General features: G+C 49.0%; 12 protein-coding genes. 3 read left to right on the top strand and 9 right to left on the bottom strand.

The genetic code is table 11. From position 1 onward, the window contains the following. Positions 1-13 precede the first annotated feature (13 nt). On the top strand, positions 14-1,669 hold the full coding sequence (locus FBQ74_RS09970) for a FapA family protein (RefSeq protein WP_139757927.1): 1,656 nt from the start codon (positions 14-16) through the stop codon (positions 1,667-1,669). On the opposite strand, the gene FBQ74_RS09975 is transcribed toward FBQ74_RS09970, so the two are convergent. The 8 genes from FBQ74_RS09975 to FBQ74_RS10010 are packed head-to-tail and all read right to left on the bottom strand — an operon-like array spanning position 1,626 to position 12,023. Beyond that, positions 1,626-2,471, bottom strand: coding sequence for a sterol desaturase family protein (locus tag FBQ74_RS09975; protein WP_139756536.1), 846 nt, complete (start codon positions 2,469-2,471; stop codon positions 1,626-1,628). The two genes, FBQ74_RS09970 and FBQ74_RS09975, sit on opposite strands and share 44 nt — an antisense overlap. Continuing rightward, the gene (locus FBQ74_RS09980) at positions 2,464-3,090 is read right to left on the bottom strand and encodes a CDP-alcohol phosphatidyltransferase family protein (RefSeq protein WP_139756537.1); all 627 of its coding nucleotides are present in this window, start codon (positions 3,088-3,090) and stop codon (positions 2,464-2,466) included. Before FBQ74_RS09980 ends, FBQ74_RS09975 begins: the two co-directional genes overlap by 8 nt. Beyond that, complete coding sequence (locus FBQ74_RS09985; RefSeq protein ID WP_332309071.1) at positions 3,084-3,746, bottom strand: ATP-binding cassette domain-containing protein; 663 nt, start codon at positions 3,744-3,746, stop codon at positions 3,084-3,086. The genes FBQ74_RS09980 and FBQ74_RS09985 overlap by 7 nt, the downstream gene beginning before the upstream one ends. Position 3,747: 1 nt before the next feature. Continuing rightward, the gene (locus FBQ74_RS09990) at positions 3,748-5,451 is read right to left on the bottom strand and encodes an ABC transporter permease (RefSeq protein ID WP_139756538.1); all 1,704 of its coding nucleotides are present in this window, start codon (positions 5,449-5,451) and stop codon (positions 3,748-3,750) included. Then, complete coding sequence (locus tag FBQ74_RS09995; protein WP_139756539.1) at positions 5,452-6,615, bottom strand: ABC transporter substrate-binding protein; 1,164 nt, start codon at positions 6,613-6,615, stop codon at positions 5,452-5,454. Then, positions 6,599-7,444, bottom strand: a complete 846-nt coding sequence (locus FBQ74_RS10000; protein ID WP_139756540.1) for a DUF547 domain-containing protein — start codon at positions 7,442-7,444, stop codon at positions 6,599-6,601. Before FBQ74_RS10000 ends, FBQ74_RS09995 begins: the two co-directional genes overlap by 17 nt. A gap of 18 nt (positions 7,445-7,462) precedes the next feature. Continuing rightward, positions 7,463-9,616 carry an FAD-dependent oxidoreductase gene (locus tag FBQ74_RS10005; RefSeq protein WP_139756541.1) on the bottom strand — a complete coding sequence of 718 codons (2,154 nt, stop codon included), beginning with the start codon at positions 9,614-9,616 and terminating at the stop codon, positions 7,463-7,465. 16 nt (positions 9,617-9,632) lie between these two features. After that, the gene (locus FBQ74_RS10010; RefSeq protein ID WP_139756542.1) at positions 9,633-12,023 is read right to left on the bottom strand and encodes a TonB-dependent receptor; all 2,391 of its coding nucleotides are present in this window, start codon (positions 12,021-12,023) and stop codon (positions 9,633-9,635) included. A 169-nt stretch (positions 12,024-12,192) separates the two neighbouring features. Between FBQ74_RS10010 and FBQ74_RS10015 the strand changes: the two genes are divergently transcribed. Both FBQ74_RS10015 and FBQ74_RS10020 read left to right on the top strand, forming a co-directional pair. After that, positions 12,193-12,609, top strand: a complete 417-nt coding sequence (locus FBQ74_RS10015) for a hypothetical protein (RefSeq protein ID WP_139756543.1) — start codon at positions 12,193-12,195, stop codon at positions 12,607-12,609. 111 nt (positions 12,610-12,720) lie between these two features. After that, on the top strand, positions 12,721-14,613 hold the full coding sequence (locus FBQ74_RS10020) for a M1 family metallopeptidase (protein ID WP_139756544.1): 1,893 nt from the start codon (positions 12,721-12,723) through the stop codon (positions 14,611-14,613). 135 nt (positions 14,614-14,748) lie between these two features. Here the strand turns inward: FBQ74_RS10020 and FBQ74_RS10025 are convergent, their stop codons facing one another. Further along, the gene (locus tag FBQ74_RS10025) at positions 14,749-16,158 is read right to left on the bottom strand and encodes a transporter substrate-binding domain-containing diguanylate cyclase (protein WP_139756545.1); all 1,410 of its coding nucleotides are present in this window, start codon (positions 16,156-16,158) and stop codon (positions 14,749-14,751) included. Positions 16,159-16,166 lie beyond the last annotated feature (8 nt).

Here is a 16,166-nt window from a genome sequence, read left to right on the forward strand (position 1 = left end):
GCTGGAAGTAGTAATGAAAGGTGTCTCCGTTACTCTCGATAATTCAAAGAATTATGTCGATATTACCCTGGACCCGGCCTCTTTTGAGCGGGAGATCGACAGCAAAAGTTTGTGGAATGAGCTTCACGAAGGGCAGTTCAAAAGTCTTTATATCTCCCAAAGTGCGTTGAAAAACGCGTGTGATAAAGCCAACCATTATTTTAAGACAAATGACAATACACCCGTACAGGAGCGTATTGGCGAGCGTCGTAATACCGAAGTAGAATTTAAAATCAGCAGTGATGGGCTGACAGCAACCATGGTTCTAACAGCGCCATATGGTGGCCGCCTGCCGACCGCAGACATTTTGTGTAATATGGCTGCCAGTGCAGGTATTGTCCGGGGATTAAGTCGCAAGCGAATCGAATCACTTTTAGTATCGCTGAATAAGTCAGCGCCGGGCGCTGTCATCGAAGACGAGGTAGCCAGAGGCCTGCCAGCAAGAGATGGCCGCAACAGCCGCTTTATCCCCCTGGTTCCCAATGCCCTTGAACGGGTACTGCGCCCCCAGACAGACGATAACGATCGGGTTGATATGCGAAACCTGGGTGAAGTTATCTGCGTAAAAATCCATACCCCCGTACTACGTCGTGAATCCCCTACCCCTGGTCGCGATGGTTATGATGTCAAAGGTAATACGCTGCCAGCGGTAAAAGGCAAATTGCTGGAATTTAAGATGGGCAATGGCACTGTTGTCAGTGACAGTGATCCCAACCAGCTTAATGCGGCAATATCTGGCATGCCGAAATATCGCGATCAGGTCATGAACATTGATGACACCTTTATTTGCAGTGGTGTTAACGTGGGTTCTGGACACGTTAATTACGAAGGTGCTGTGCTGGTAAACGGCGATGTCACTGAAAAAATGCAGATTAAAGCCGCCGGTGATGTAACAATAAATGGTTTTGTTGAGTCAGCCCGCATTGAGGCTGGCGGCGATATCATTATCACTGAAGGTGCCATGGGTAAAATGAGTGATGATGATGGTGGCTTTTCGTGTCAGCTAGTTGCGGCGGGCAGTATCCACGTTCAGCACGGACAGGGTATTGATATCCAGTGCACCGGAGACATAACCGTTGGCCGTCAGCTTGCCTATAGCCGCCTGCAATGTGGAGGTTCGGTAACCGTTGGTCAGGTAGGCAATCCTCAGGGCAATCTGTTTGCCTGTGAAATTGTCAGTCAGGGCAAAATTACTGCCGGCACAATTGGTGCCGTATCAGGCTCCACCCTGAAGATAGATTTCAGTCCGGGTTTTAGCAAGCTTCTGGAACGCAAAGACACGCTGGATGAATTGCTCAGGCAATTACGGGAAAATAATTCGCGGCATAAAGAAAAACTCGACCTGATTAAAACGCGTCTGTTGCCAGCCGAAATTAAGGTTAAAGTTGATGACGCTGTTGAGTTACTTAAAAATGAAACGTCTATGCTTAACTGGCTGGAGCTGAAGGCGCTGGAAATGCGTCAGCAAAAGGACGACTATCAGGCTGCAATTGGTGTTGTGGCAAACAAGCGACTTTATAACGGGGTTACCCTGAAGCTAAACAATCGCAACTGGCGCTCAGAGCGTGAATATGACAGGTGTAAAGTCACTTACGAAAATCACCAGTGGCATTATCATCCTCAGGTTTAGGATTTACCGCAGTCGGTGAGTCCAGTGGCAATGTGAGTAATCGCAACACAGAATTGTTCTTTTTAGTGGGTGGATACGCTTTCTGCCCCACTTCCAGCTTCTCATCAGACTGAGCTGCCCGGCTTTTAAAGCTTTTAAAAAGTCTGTCCCACCATGAAACACTGAAGCCAAAGTTAGTGTCGGTTTCACTCTTATATTGACTATGGTGTATACGGTGTAGTCGCTGCGTAATGATGAAACATCCTAAAACATCATCAATGTGTTGCGGCAGACGAATATTCGTGTGGTTAAACAGAGAAAATCCGTTCAGTGCAATTTCAAAGATAACCACAGCAACCGCCGGCGCACCGGCAATGAAAATCGCCAGCGCTTTCACCAACAGGCTGATTGCAATTTCAGCTGGATGAAATCGCAATCCGGTAGTGACATCAATATGGCTGTCTGCGTGATGCATTTTATGTATTCGCCATAACCAGGGGATGCGATGAAAAAGGCGATGCTGCCAATAGATGAAAAGATCCAGCCAAAGCACGCTCAATACGATTTCCAGCCAGAGTGGCCAGCTCACATAATGAAATAAGCCCCAACCGCGCTCTTCTGCCATCAGCGCCACACCGAGCAACGTGGCCGGTAGCAGGACCCTCGCTGTCAGTGCTCCCAATACAACCATTAATAGATTCGGGCGCCACCTCAACCAACGCGATAACGGCGACTTGCGTGCGGGCCAGAAGATCTCTAGCGCCGCCATAATTGCGAATATGGCAATAAAACCTGTCAGTCGAAGCCAGCTGGCATCATCCACCTTTACCTACCCGCCGGAGCGTTTTGTAGCCCCCGGCAATTCTTGTAAAAACGGTAATAAAGCAAGCACAGGCAAAAATATAGGCCAAAACAGTAAAGGCCTGCGGCCAGATACATACCGCGATAAGAAACAAAATTGTCTCAGAGCCTTCCGTTAAGCCCTGCATGTAATAGAAACTTTTGTGCGCAAACTGTGGCCGCTCGATTTGATATTTTTCAGCCGCTGTTGCAAAGGCAAGAAAACTGCTGCCCGTACCAATAAAAGCACAAAGCAGCAATAATGCCGGTACTCCCCATTCTGCAGGGTTGGCCAGACCAAACCCCAGGGGGACCGCCGCATAAAATAAAAAATCCAGACAGATATCGAGATAGCCACCGGCCGATGAACCGCTGCCGGTGTGTCGGGCAATCTCGCCATCAATGCCATCACAGATACGGTTAATCACAATGCATAGCAAGGCAATATTGAATTGACCGCCAATGATCGCAGGTACCGCGCACACGCCGATTATAAACCCTGCCACAGTAACCTGGTCTGCACTGATACCACATCGGCTCAAAAGCGATACAACTGGCCGTAATAACGGTTTTACCATTGGGGTTAGGTGTGCATCTAACATTGTTGGTCTTTTTCCTTTTCGCTATGTGCCACGGTGATAACCCTGCCTTGCGCATCATGCGCATCCGCTTTGTCATGGGTAACCATAATACAGGGTACGCCCTGATGCCGGATAGTATCGAACACCCATCGGCGCGTCTGTTGACGTGTCTGCATATCCAGCTTACTGAAGGGTTCGTCCAGCAATACCGCACGAGGTGATGAGGCCAGAGTGCGCAAAAGTGCAACCCTGGCTTGCTGACCGCCTGAGAGCGCCTGTACCGCCTTCTGTCCATATCCTTTTAGTCCAACCTCATCAAGGAGTGCATTGGTCCGGCTCAGTTTGGATGATTCGTTTTTTGACATACCAAACATAATATTCTGCACCACATTCATGTGCTCAAAAAGAAGTGGATCCTGAAAGAGAATGCCTAGCTGACGTTTGTGGGCGGGCAAACTGGTTAATTCCGCGCCGTCATAGTACACAGCGCCGCTGTAGGTAAATGCCTCGGGTAACACACCGGCTATAGCTGCCAGCAATAACGATTTGCCTATACCGGATGGTCCCATTATGGTTGTGATGGTGCCTGGCGCTACCTCAGTGTCAACACTGATTAGTGATTGTTTTCCTTTTCTGACGCAAAGTGCATCCAGTGTAAGAGTCTTATTTTTCATCATATCAGTGTGACTGCGCAGCAGGGTTAAAAAAACGTAAGGGTAGCCACCAGGCAAGCACGAAACCAATGAGTGGCATTAGCATCTGGACCAGTGTATACACAGCACTAAGTCGCCGGCTGGCGCCTGCACTAATGGCCACCGACTCAGTAGTCACCGTCGCAATCGTTCCGGCACCCGGCAACAATGTCGCTAAATACTGGCTAAAACTGATTGCCACGCCCAATGCAAAAGCCACCATAACCGGCGCAAACAATTGCGGTAGCTTCACCTTCCAGAAAATCTTTAACGGCGATGCGCCTAAGCCATAACTGACGTAAGTGTATCGCATGTCGAAGCGCCGGTAGGCAACTGCCAAAGATAGAAAGACATAAGGCAGTACATAAACAAAATGGCTGATCAGAACCGGAACCCATACGCCAGCGCCGATATACTGGGTAAACCAGGTCATGCCGAACAAAAATGTCACACCGGGAATAAGAAGCGGTAAAAACAGTATCGCATCTTTTTTTAACGCGCTGTTTACCCTAGCGCTGCTCACCATCTGCTCATGCTCAAGGACAAGCAGACTAAGAATCACCGACAGCAGGCTTACCGGTATCGCGATTAAAAGCGTATTGAGAAGTGGTTCTGACATAGCGACCAGGCTGGTTCGCCAGTGAATGAAGGTCGCACCTTCCGGGAATACATCAGGAAAAGGCCAGAACGTGGCAAATGACGACATAATCAGACTTATCAGCATGCACAGCGTCAATATACTTAATAATCCCAGGGTAAAGTATGCTGTGCCCGTCAATGAGAAAGCGGCAAAGTTACGCGAGCCTGCATATTTCAAACGATTAAATGTGGCAGCCACAGCGCGTTCGATAATCATCCAGATCACAATAGCCATACCCGTTATACCGATTTGCAAACAGGCCGCAGCACTGGCCTGAAGGCGCATGGAAATATCCACATTGTTAAACCACTGGAGGACCGCAACGGCCAATGTTGGCGGGGATCCGGGCCCGAGGATTAAGGGTATTTCAACGTTAGCAGTGGCAAAGGCTAATACCGCTATCACCGGCAATCGAATCAGTGGATAAATAACCGGCCACGCGACCTTTAAAAAGGCTGTGGCGGGTAAATACCCCATCGTTCTTGCCACATACATTTGCTTTTGCAGTCGCTCAGCAAGATGGGGCTGAGCCAGAATACTCAGCACCATCAGTAATATGAAAGGCATTGCCTTAATGGTAAGCGCAGCAATTACCGCCAACCCCGTTTCATCGTGTATCAGTCGTAATGTGGGGGGCGCATCCCACCCACTCAATGCCGGAGATATCAGACGTGCAGGCCAGCCTCCCGGAGAGAGAATAAAACCTAATGCGATGGCTGCTGCAGCATGAGGAATAACAAGAATGGGGCTTAATACGCTTTGAACCCACCTGAGCATAGCGGTGTGATAAAACGCAGCAAGCACCGACAATGTGCCCGCTGTGGCCAAAAGCGTTGCCACCAGCCCGGTAAATATCGATAGTCCGGCCATCCGGAAGATGCCATCCACGTTCATCAAGGCAGTAATCGCCTTCAGAGAAAACCGATGTTCGCCGATAGCCGGAAAATAAGACAAAGCCGGCAGGAATACACCTGCCAGCCCCGCAAGAATTGGTATTACCAGTAAAGCGATAAAAAGCCAGCGCGAGGCTGTCAGCACGGCGCCGAACATTTACAGGTGCTCTCCATAGCGTTCAAACCAGGCTTCCCGTAACGCATCGGTCCAGCTTGCATGAGGCTCTGCCAGCAAACGGTGGTGTCCGTTTACCGGTAATGCCGACGGATGTGGTGAGTGGCTGCTGAAATGACTGCGCTGCGTATCATTGAGTATCGACGCGTCCAGAACCGTGTCATCCCCCCATACATCATTCTTTTTCTTTCGGGCCTGAGCCCGGGGAGATAGCAGGAAGTTGACCACCTCCATCGCGGCCTCTTTATGGCCGCTATTATAAGGAATGCCAATAAAATGTACGTTTGACAGGCTGCCGTCCTGCATCGCATAAGTACGGGTGGATTCAGGCAAATCGAAGCGGGAAACGGCCGCAGGTATTTCAGCTGCGGTGAAAGAAAAGGATAAAAAAAGTTCGTTATCATCAAACAATCGCTGTAATCGGGAGGCCTGACGCGCAAAGAATCTGCCTTCCTGCCACAGCGTTGGATGCAACTTGTCCAGATAAACAAAAAGCGGAGATATCACCTTGCGCAACGATGCGGCATCCACCTCCTCGTACAAGCGCTCACGGGGAATTCCGGGTAACGTCAGCGCTAAGTACTTTAAAAAACTAATGCCTAGATAGTCGGTTGGTAGTGGATAGGCGAATCTGCCCGGGTACTGCTGACCAAAGCTAAGCAAAGCTTCTGCATTTTCAGGCGGGCTTTGCAGGTAACGGGTATTGTAATAAAAGACCATTGCCGCCTTTCCCCAGGGCGCCTCCTGACCATCGGTAGGAATACCAAAATCCATGGCCATATTCTTATGCTTTTCGGGGTTTGTCAGCGCAAAGTTAGGCAGTGAAGACACCCAGTCCCGGTGTAACAACCGATGGCGCTTCATTGCTGCAAAGTTTTCACCATTTATCCATATTAAATCAACACTTCCGCGGTTGTGATTTCCAGCAGCTTTTTCCGCCAGCACCCGGGATACCGCGTCACTGGTATCAGCTAATTTGACATGATTGACGGTAATCCCAAGCTCAGCCTCCGTCTGTGTGTTTACCCAGCGTAAGTACTGATTGACCTGTGGACTGCCTCCCCAGGCGTGAAAATTGATAGTCTGCGCGTGCCCTGACGAGGCCCAGCCTATTATCAACAGTAACGCACTAATCCGCGATATCATTCAGTGCCCAGTTGTAGTCATTGTATTTAATGCTTACCTTCCCTTCCTGCAGCGTCTGTTGTTCGGCGGCGTCCAGATTAAGCGCGTCTGCATAGTGCAATAAAAAGGCTTCAAGGGAACCCCAGTTATTCCAGCCGCGGGTAAAATCCTCCTCATACCATTTAAAAATAGAAGAGAGATACAGCGTGCGGCCGCGAAAATAATTTTGGTTCCGGTTACTTAAAAACTGACGCGTTTGATGTTCAAGCTGTGCATCAAGTTTATCTGCGGTGTAAGCCTCATTACGTAAAGGCGGGCAACCGCGACTGGCGCAATTAACAGCAAAGTGAATACGTGGCTCACTGAAGCCGTCAAAACCATCTTCACGCAATGCATTGTCCTGCCCGCGAATCATACCGTGCTCAATCTCATCCAGGGTTCGTTGTTCCCCAAGCAGGTTGGCAACCTTTTCAGACCAGGGTGAGGAAAACCATCCACCAATATCCCGGATGGATGAAAGGTCAGGATAATGCTGCAGAATCAGTAATACTGTGTGAGCATTATAGGCATTAATGAGAAACGCCAGTTGCCGGGATTCGTCCCACGTTTCATATTCATCCCGTGTCACCTCTGCCAGCGAATCTGCATATTGCCTGAGTTGGTGCGAATCACGTTGCCACCCACTATAATTTACCTCGCTACTTTTACCATTGTCAGCGGTATAACTCACATAGCGCTCAAGCTGAGCCTGCCAGGGACTGTGTAAATGCGCATTGTCCTGTTCTGAAGCGCAGATGACAGAGGCCCATAAGCTCAGTGTTATTGCCAAAATCGCTCTCATTCTAAACATGGATTTTCCTTAACAGGGTTAACCCCGACGCCAGCGATGATACTTTTCCACATAGTTGAGAAGTGTTTCCGGCGCATGCGCCCGCTTCCAGTTTCCTGCAGCGTATTTAGCGCCCTCAGCCCAGGTCGGATAAGCATGGATAGTTCCCAGTATTTTGTTTAAACCCAGTTTATGTTTCATCGCCAGCACAAATTCAGCAATAAGATCGCCCGCATGCTCACTGATGATCGTTACGCCCAGAATATCGTCTTTGCCTTTTTTTGTGAGCACTTTGATATACCCTTTACCTGCACTTTCGGTTATTGCACGGTCTAGTTCTGCAAATTCATACCGGGTAATTTCAAAATCAATATTCTGCGCTCTGGCTTCGGTTTCATTTAAGCCAACCCTGGCAACTTCCGGGTCCACATAGGTAGTCCACGGAATCACACGGTAGTCCACTTTGAATTGCTTAAAGGTACCGAATAACGCGTTAACTGCGGCATACCACGCCTGATGAGATGCTACATGGGTAAACTGGTAAGGGCCTGCCACATCGCCAGCTGCATAAATATTAGGGAAATTCGTCTGCAGATATGCGTTGGTTTCAATCGTACGGTTGCACGGTACGCCCAGCTCTTCCAGTCCGAACCCTGATAGTCTGGCTTGCCGTCCGACCGCAATAATCACCTCATCATAATAGACCGGCGATGTTTTGCCCTCACGGCTCACCGTGACATAGTGTCCGTTTTCATCCTGAGAAAATGCCGTTGCCTGATGGCTGGTAAGAACCTCAACACCTTCAGCCTTGAGCGTATTAGTAACATATTCAGCCACTTCAGCATCTTCTTTGCCCATCAGCTGTGATGCCTGCTCGATAAGTGTCACCCGACTTCCCAGCCGACTAAACGCCTGAGCAAGTTCGCATCCAATTGGGCCGCCCCCCAGTATTACCAGCCGTTCAGGTGAGGTTGTCAGTGAGGCAAACTGGGACCACAGCGTATCGGATGTAACATAACCACTCTTTTCAATACCCGGCAGTGTTGGCACGAAGGGCCGTGCGCCTGTGGCGATGACAATACTTCTGGTGGTCAGCGTTATGGTTTCATTGTTTTCGCGGGTAATTTCGACAGTCCAGGGATCGATAATCCTGGCATAACCTTTTTGAACATCAACGCCCAGGTCTGTATAACGCTCAACACTGTCATTTGGCGCGATTCGCGTTATAACATCATTGATGCGCTGCATTACCCTGGAAAAAGGTATTTCAGGTTCATGATCGCACAGACCATACTGTGATAAATGCCGGGATTGATGAGCCACACGGGCAGACTTGATTAGCGCTTTACTGGGCACACATCCATAGTTAAGGCAGTCGCCTCCCATCTCCCCGGCCTCAACCAGCGTAACACGTGACTTCACCGCAGCACCGATATAGGAAGTGACCAGGCCACCCGCACCAGCACCAATAACAACAAGGTTGCGGTCAAATCGCTTGGGTTTAGTGTAGCCCTTATAGATATTTCGCCGATTAATCAGGCCCACGATGCCTTTTGCTATCCAGGGAAACAAACCCAGTAATACAAAGCTAAAAATCAGATCGGCCGATACAATGCCTGACAGACTGTCAATCTGCGCGAGCTGGGTACCCGCGTTTACATAAACCAATGTTCCTGCAAGCATGCCAACCTGACTCACCCAATAAAACGTCCATACCTTTAAAGAGGTTAAGCCCATCGCCAGATTGATAATGAAAAACGGAAAGACGGGCACAAGACGCAGAGTAAACAGATAAAACGCGCCCTGCTTTTCCACGCCACGATCAATTTTATCTAACCGGGCAGCAAAACGCTTTTTGACACTTTGTCGAAAAACGAAGCGTGCACTTAAAAAGGCCAGGGTGGCCCCCACTGTCGAGGCGAAAGACGCTATCAGCAAGCCAGTCCACAACCCAAACAGCGCGCCCGCCGCAAGCGTGAGGATCGCGGCACCTGGCAATGACAGTGCGGTAACGATGACATACACGACAAAAAATACAATGGCGCTGAATAAAGGGTTCGCATCAATTTGATTGCGAAAATCGCTGACGGATGACTTGAGTCCTTCGAGGGTGAAATACTGATTTAGATCGAAAAAAAAGAATGTTCCGATAAGCAATACGAATACACTCAGCAGGGCGGCCTTTTTATACATGGGTTACTCCTGACCTTTAAAAACGATATTGCAGCGTTGCACTGGTATGACGCGGAAGCACCGGCATAGCCAGCGTGGCACCAAAATAGCCTCCTTCGAACACCGGCTGCCAGTTTTCCTCATCGGTGACATTTACAATGTCTATTCTGACTTGCAGTGCAGGAGAAAACTGATAGCTGGCATTGAAATCCCAGCGCACCTGGTCACGAATTTTGACCGTCTGAAGAAAGTCCAGCGGAAACGATTTGGTATAGATAAAGCTACCGCCAAGCGTAAATGCGTTACCAACATCAACCGCACCATTAATACTGATAAGTTGTGGGGCGACCCCCTGAACCTTTCTGTCTGAAGGCGCAAAGGAGGTAAAGGCAGGCGAACCAGCAGCCGTTCCCTCAATGATATCCGGCCGACTGGCATCAAAGGCATCCCTTACCTCTCGGGTACCCTGCGCAGCGGCAGAATTATCATACCGGGCATCCAGATAACTGTAGCTGCCGTTTAGCCAGAATGACTGGCCCTGGTAAAACGCTTCCAATTCCAGTCCCCTGGTTTGTATACCTGAATTACTTCCGTCGCGGTTACGCAGGCTGCGGGTCTGGTCAAACACCGACACTGCCGTAAATAATGCTTCAAACGGGCTATATTTCAGGCCAAGCTCGTACAAGGTGTTTTCGGTAGCAAAATTAGCGGCTGAAATCAGATTATCAGCACCTAACGTTGTGCCGCCAGCCATGCTGTTTGAGGTGGCGTCATTTTTGCCAACCGCCGCATAAATGTTGATGTCATCTGTCAGCGCATACAAGGCATTGAGTTGCCAGGCATGTAACGTGTCGGTATACGTATCTGAGGCTGGTGTGGTAACGCCATCAGGTGGCAACGCGTCAGTAGCACTAACATCATAATAGTCAATACGATATCCCGCGATAGTGGTGAATGCGTCAGTCCAGTCCGAGGTTTGCTGAATAGCCAGGCCCGTTTGCCAGGTGGTGGAGTCAGTGGTGTCAGAAAGGTTAAAGTCGCCTTGCCCGTCCTGATCAGTATCATATTGCGCACCGGGCGAAACAAAGACGCCCGGTCGCAACAGTACTAACCGCCGTTGCTGCTCATCTGATAGAGGGATGACTCTGTTTTGCAAGGGCCCCGCCAAATCAATAGGGTTATCTGCTTCAGTCGTAAACTGGCTGTAACCAAGCACATCATTGTATCTGACATCCAGAGCCAGCGTGGTTAACTGACTTTGAGTGAGGGAAATATCTATTTCTGTGCGGTTCTGCGCAGTATCTGCGCCGTCAATAATTTCAACAAAACTGTTCTGAGCAATCTCCTCTCGCTCCAGGTGCTGGTAGTAAGAGATATTCCTGAGCTGGATTTGTTCGGACACCTGCATGCTCAGGTTACTGCGAAGAATATATGTTTCAGCCGTATTGATATCATCGGGATGGGTCAGAACCCGGTTGCGGGGCAGCTTAACTTCACCAGTTGGAGAGATAACGGCGCCCGCGCCGGGGATATATGAACCATCCGGCTGCTGGCCCTGCCCGGTGATATAAAGCCCATCGTCGATAAGAGCCTGCGTAGGACGATTCACACCGGCGATATCCGGATAATCTGCGTGATAATATTCCGTCGACAGGTCCCAGGTGAGCCTGCTATCTGGCTGATACCTGAAGGTTGCGTACAGATTTTCACTTTTATGTTCAGCAAAATCGTAGAAGCTGTCAGCGTTTTTAATTTGTGCACTGACTCTGACCGCAGTTTTTTCAGTGACCCAGGGCGCGGAGTAGTCGGCCAGCAGCTCGTAATCGTCCCAGCGCCCTGCTTTCAATGAAACCTGTCCGCTGGCCTGCGAAACTGAAGCAACCTTCGAGCGAATATCAACAAAACCACCGTTACGCTGTGTACTGCCAAGCAATACAGTAGGAGGGCCTTTAATCACATTCAGCTGACCGACACTGTTGAACGAAAACGGGATCCCAAACCCGTTGTTCCCTGCCTGCCGCCGAATACCGTCCTGGAACAGCTCACCCAGCTGTCCCCTCACCGTAGGCAGGCTTGGGGTACCAAAGCCACTGGCAGCGTAAGTATTGGGGGCGACTTTGGCGATATCGTGCAACGACTCTATATTGTATGTTGTTAGTGCGGCCTCACTCAGGCTGGTTGCGGCTCGCGGCAAAGATTTAAGCGTCATGGAATTGCCAAAAATACCGGCTACTTCCGCGTTGGATGGATTAAGCTGTGCAGCGACGGCCCTGTCACCAACGACTTCGATAACCTCAATATTCTCATCCTCAGCATTCTCTTTGCTGATTCGGGCTTGTCCGTCGACGGTGGCAGCGTGGGTAATGTGAGAAAGCGCAGCAGTCACTGCAAAGGCCAGATATCCCAGTCTTGCTGGTGTGAACGTCATTGTTAATTTTTCCGAGTTTGTCATTAATTGAAAGTACAGACCGTCTTACGGGCCGGAATCTTTCACTATTTAGTAAAGATAATACGCAAAACCAGAAAGAAAATAATGATTTATCCGGTCTGTTGAAGTCAGTATCACACATTTTATAACTAATGCCGGAGTTTCACTTATGCGTTCACTACTGTCGGGGTTCGACAAACGTCTGCAAATTTCATTGTTATCCCTGCGTATCGGGGTATTTATTGTCATGTTTGTCTGGGCGTTAGACAAATTCGTCAACCCAGCGCACAGCGCCGGTATTTTTGAAGCATTTTATGGCATTGGCGGTATCTCCCATGCTCTGGTCTATCTGATGGGAGGATTACAGATTGTACTTGTGTTGTTGTTCCTGGCAGGTGTTTTGAAAACATGGACCTACGGGTTAATACTGGTACTGCACGCTGCCTCGACCTTTTCATCCTATTCGCAGTATCTTGATGCCTTCAATAACCTGCTGTTCTTTGCGGCATGGCCAATGCTTGCAGCGTGCCTGGCGCTATTTTTACTTCGTGAGGCAGATACGCTGCTTAGTGTTAATAAATCATGACGGCTACCTGTCTTACCCGCTCCACACACTGACTGGTTAAAATTGTCCGCGGGCGAGGGTTTCTCTATAGTATGGAAAGTGTTTCTCCCACCCTTACTAAAAAGGATTCCAATGAATAATAAAAGCTGGGTGTTATTTGCAGCCCCTTTACTGTTTTCGTGCTCGCAGGCAACCCATTCAGGTTCCGCAGAAACTTTGAGTGCCAGTAATGAGCAGGTGACGTCGCAGGCCATTGAGGCAGGAAATGATTACCATTCATTTTCAAACCCCGAGGCAATCACAGTAACGCATCTGGATTTAGCGCTCACAGCAAACTTTGAGGAGCAAATTCTTGATGGTACCGCTACACTGGATTTTGTGCGCCGAAAACCGGATGCACAAACCCTGATTCTGGATACCCGCGCTCTGAGCATTAATTCGGTCACGATTGATGGCGAATCCGTGGATTATACTCTGGGAGAGGCAGATCAGAACCTCGGTGCACCACTGCGTATCTCGGTTCCTGAATCTGCTACGCAGGTAACTATCGACTATGCCACATCACCTGACGCCTCTGGCGTTCAGTGGCTGACGCCAGCACAAACAGCCGGCAAGTCTCATCCTTTTCTGTTCACACAGGCACAGGCTATCCATGCCCGCAGCTTTATTCCTTTGCAGGACTCACCACAGGTTCGCATCACTTATGATGCAACAATCAATACACCAGAAGACCTGCTTGCAGTGATGAGCGCTGCGAATAATCCACATACTGAGCGAGACGGTGAGTATTCTTTTTCCATGCCTCAGCCCATCCCCTCCTATCTGATTGCACTGGCCATAGGCGACCTGGAATTTAAAGCGATGGGCGATCGCACCGGTGTTTACGCTGAGCCTTCCATGCTGGATGCCGCGGCGGCTGAGTTTGAAGACACCGAAAGCATGCTCGAGCTTACAGAGAATAAATACGGCCCCTATCGCTGGGACCGGTATGACCTTCTCATTCTGCCCCCTTCTTTCCCATTCGGCGGCATGGAAAACCCACGTCTGTCGTTTATAACGCCTACGGTTATCGCCGGTGATAAAAGTCTGGTATCACTTATTGCCCACGAACTGGCTCACAGCTGGTCAGGCAATACAGTAACAAATGCTACCTGGCGCGATTTATGGCTTAACGAGGGGTTTACCACTTACCTGACATACCGAATTATGGAAATGCTGTACGGCACTGACCGTTATAATATGGAAGCCGTCCTGGGTTATCAGAGCCTGCAGGCAGATATCGAAGCGCTGCCGGATGCAGACCAGAAGCTGGCCATCGATTTACGCGGGCGCAATGCCGATGATGTCTTCTCAGATATTCCTTATGAAAAGGGCGCGCTGATGCTCAGGGAAATCGAGCACAAAATCGGGCGTGAAGCATTTGACAGCTTTCTGCTGAATTATTTTGAACATTTTGCCTTTGAAAGTATCACCACAGATGTGTTTCTCGACTATCTGGATGAAACACTGTTAAAAGACTATCCCGATACATTGAGTCGAGAGCGTCTTGAGCAATGGATTTTTGAGCCCGGTATCCCAGACGGGGCTCCGGTGCCGCAGTCGGACGCCTTTGCTAAAATTGACAGTGTTCGCAATCAATGGCTTGAGGGAAAGACCAAAGCGCAGAACATTGACACGCAGGAATGGACAACCCATGAATGGCTGTATTTTCTGAATAATATGCCCCAGCAGCTTTCACAGACTCAGCTGGAGCAACTTGATAGTAACTTCTCGTTGACTGAATCGCAGAACAATGAAATTGCGCATAGCTGGCTGATGATTGCTGTTAAAAATGAATACAAACCGGCATACGACAGATTGTATAGCTACCTGGTAAGTATTGGCCGCAACAAACTGGTGAAGCCGTTATATCGTGAGCTGGCTAAAACTGCTGAAGGTAAAGCGCTGGCGACGAAAGCATTTAATGAGGCAAAAGCGGGTTATCACCCACTGACTATCAAAGCAAACCAACAATACGTTAATTAACAAACCTGACCGCAATGTTGCAACCCAGCATTGCGGTCAACTCTTTTGCGCAAACAATAAGGGCTGGTATAATAGCTGTCGGGTTTGCACCTCTGGCTCTTGCTAGTAAAATCTGGGTGGTTAAAACAGAGCGTATTAATACTGTTGTAGTACCGCTATACCGCCCCCTTTACGCCGTGCCTGATGAAGCACACTACAGGCTTGTTCATACCAATCGTTAAACGACCAGTTGTCGCGCAGATCAGCAATACCTGCGGCCAGAACGATATTGATGCCCTGCCCTGCCGCCATCTGTTCCAGACGCTCTGTCAGTCTTTTTGTCAGCAAATGCGCGTCTGCCTGATCTGTCTGAGGACATAACAAAACTATTTGGTCGTTACTCCACCGCGCAATCACATCTACCTCGCGCACCGTTGTTATGCATGTACGTCCCATTGCTCTGGCAAACCCCGCATCGCTTTCACGCACCGGCTTTCCCTCTCGTGAATGCAGAGAAAGCATGTCGATTACCACCAGTGAAGCACTGGATTGAAAGCGTCGAAACCGGGCAATTTCTTCCTCAGCTTTTTGAATCATATGGTTGCGATTATATAAGCCTGACTCTGCATCATGGTTGCTCAAAAACTCTATCGTACGGTTTTTATCCAGAAGTACGGACTGCAGCGCATCAATTTCACGCCTTTTTTTAAACAGCGTTTTATCTACAAGCGCGATACGCCGATGGCGCAAATACAGTCCGCCGCAAACTAACAGACATAACAGCGCAACATACAGTATTGGCCATATAGCGCTTTTCTCATAGCGCACCGCTTTATTCCACTTTTGCAAAAGGGCGATTTTTTTACTTTCAGGAATCGTTGTTATTGCGGCATTTATTACCTTGATTAGCGAAGGATCCTGTTCACGATTAAAAACAAACCGGATTCTATCAAAAGGCTCAGCAATACCTGCCACAGTGAGTTTGCCATCGTTGTGCTTTCTCAGGTAGCTATTGGCTGCAGGTAGCGAAACAATCATTACATCAATATCGCCCCGGGCCAGGCTTTCTAATCCTGCGTTTTCCGATGCAACAGAAACAAGGGGGATACGGGGATAATACCGGGCAAGATATTCGCTATGATGAAAGCCTTCTACGACACCAGTAACCCGTTGCTCAATCGCGCTATACCCGCTTAAAAGGGGCGTATCTTCACGAGTAATCAATACATGAGGTATATCAAAAAAAGGACGGGACGTATCAAGCATGCTGCGTTTTACAGATGCGTTTCGCATTATAGCCGACATCGCGCACTGACCACTTTCAACAAATTCCAGACTTTGCTGCCAGGTATCCACCGCCACTATGTCAAAACGCACACCGGTAAGCCTACTGATACGTTGCATGTAGTCAGCGATCAGACCAACATGTTTTTCATCCCGGATACCTTCAAAGGGCATCCAGTTGCTTTGGGCGCAATAGGTTACCGGCTCTGATGCGTGTGAAAATGCCGGTATACAAAAATAAACGACCGCTGCCAGAGTAATAATCTGGCGAAGCAATATCATGCAAGCCC

The sequence above is a fragment of the Salinimonas iocasae genome (genome assembly GCF_006228385.1).
Lineage (GTDB): Bacteria > Pseudomonadota > Gammaproteobacteria > Enterobacterales > Alteromonadaceae > Alteromonas > Alteromonas iocasae.

What these genes read in the sequence shown, in the direction of transcription:
- FBQ74_RS10010 (WP_139756542.1), bottom strand. Translation starts at nt 12,023, where the DNA reads ATGACGTTCACACCAGCAAGACTGGGATATCTGGCCTTTGCAGTGACT.
- FBQ74_RS09970 (WP_139757927.1), top strand. Translation starts at nt 14, where the DNA reads ATGAAAGGTGTCTCCGTTACTCTCGATAATTCAAAGAATTATGTCGAT.
- FBQ74_RS09985 (WP_332309071.1), bottom strand. Translation starts at nt 3,746, where the DNA reads ATGATGAAAAATAAGACTCTTACACTGGATGCACTTTGCGTCAGAAAA.
- FBQ74_RS10005 (WP_139756541.1), bottom strand. Translation starts at nt 9,616, where the DNA reads ATGTATAAAAAGGCCGCCCTGCTGAGTGTATTCGTATTGCTTATCGGA.
- FBQ74_RS10025 (WP_139756545.1), bottom strand. Translation starts at nt 16,158, where the DNA reads ATGATATTGCTTCGCCAGATTATTACTCTGGCAGCGGTCGTTTATTTT.
- FBQ74_RS09990 (WP_139756538.1), bottom strand. Translation starts at nt 5,451, where the DNA reads ATGTTCGGCGCCGTGCTGACAGCCTCGCGCTGGCTTTTTATCGCTTTA.
- FBQ74_RS10000 (WP_139756540.1), bottom strand. Translation starts at nt 7,444, where the DNA reads ATGTTTAGAATGAGAGCGATTTTGGCAATAACACTGAGCTTATGGGCC.
- FBQ74_RS09980 (WP_139756537.1), bottom strand. Translation starts at nt 3,090, where the DNA reads ATGTTAGATGCACACCTAACCCCAATGGTAAAACCGTTATTACGGCCA.
- FBQ74_RS10020 (WP_139756544.1), top strand. Translation starts at nt 12,721, where the DNA reads ATGAATAATAAAAGCTGGGTGTTATTTGCAGCCCCTTTACTGTTTTCG.
- FBQ74_RS09995 (WP_139756539.1), bottom strand. Translation starts at nt 6,615, where the DNA reads ATGATATCGCGGATTAGTGCGTTACTGTTGATAATAGGCTGGGCCTCG.
- FBQ74_RS10015 (WP_139756543.1), top strand. Translation starts at nt 12,193, where the DNA reads ATGCGTTCACTACTGTCGGGGTTCGACAAACGTCTGCAAATTTCATTG.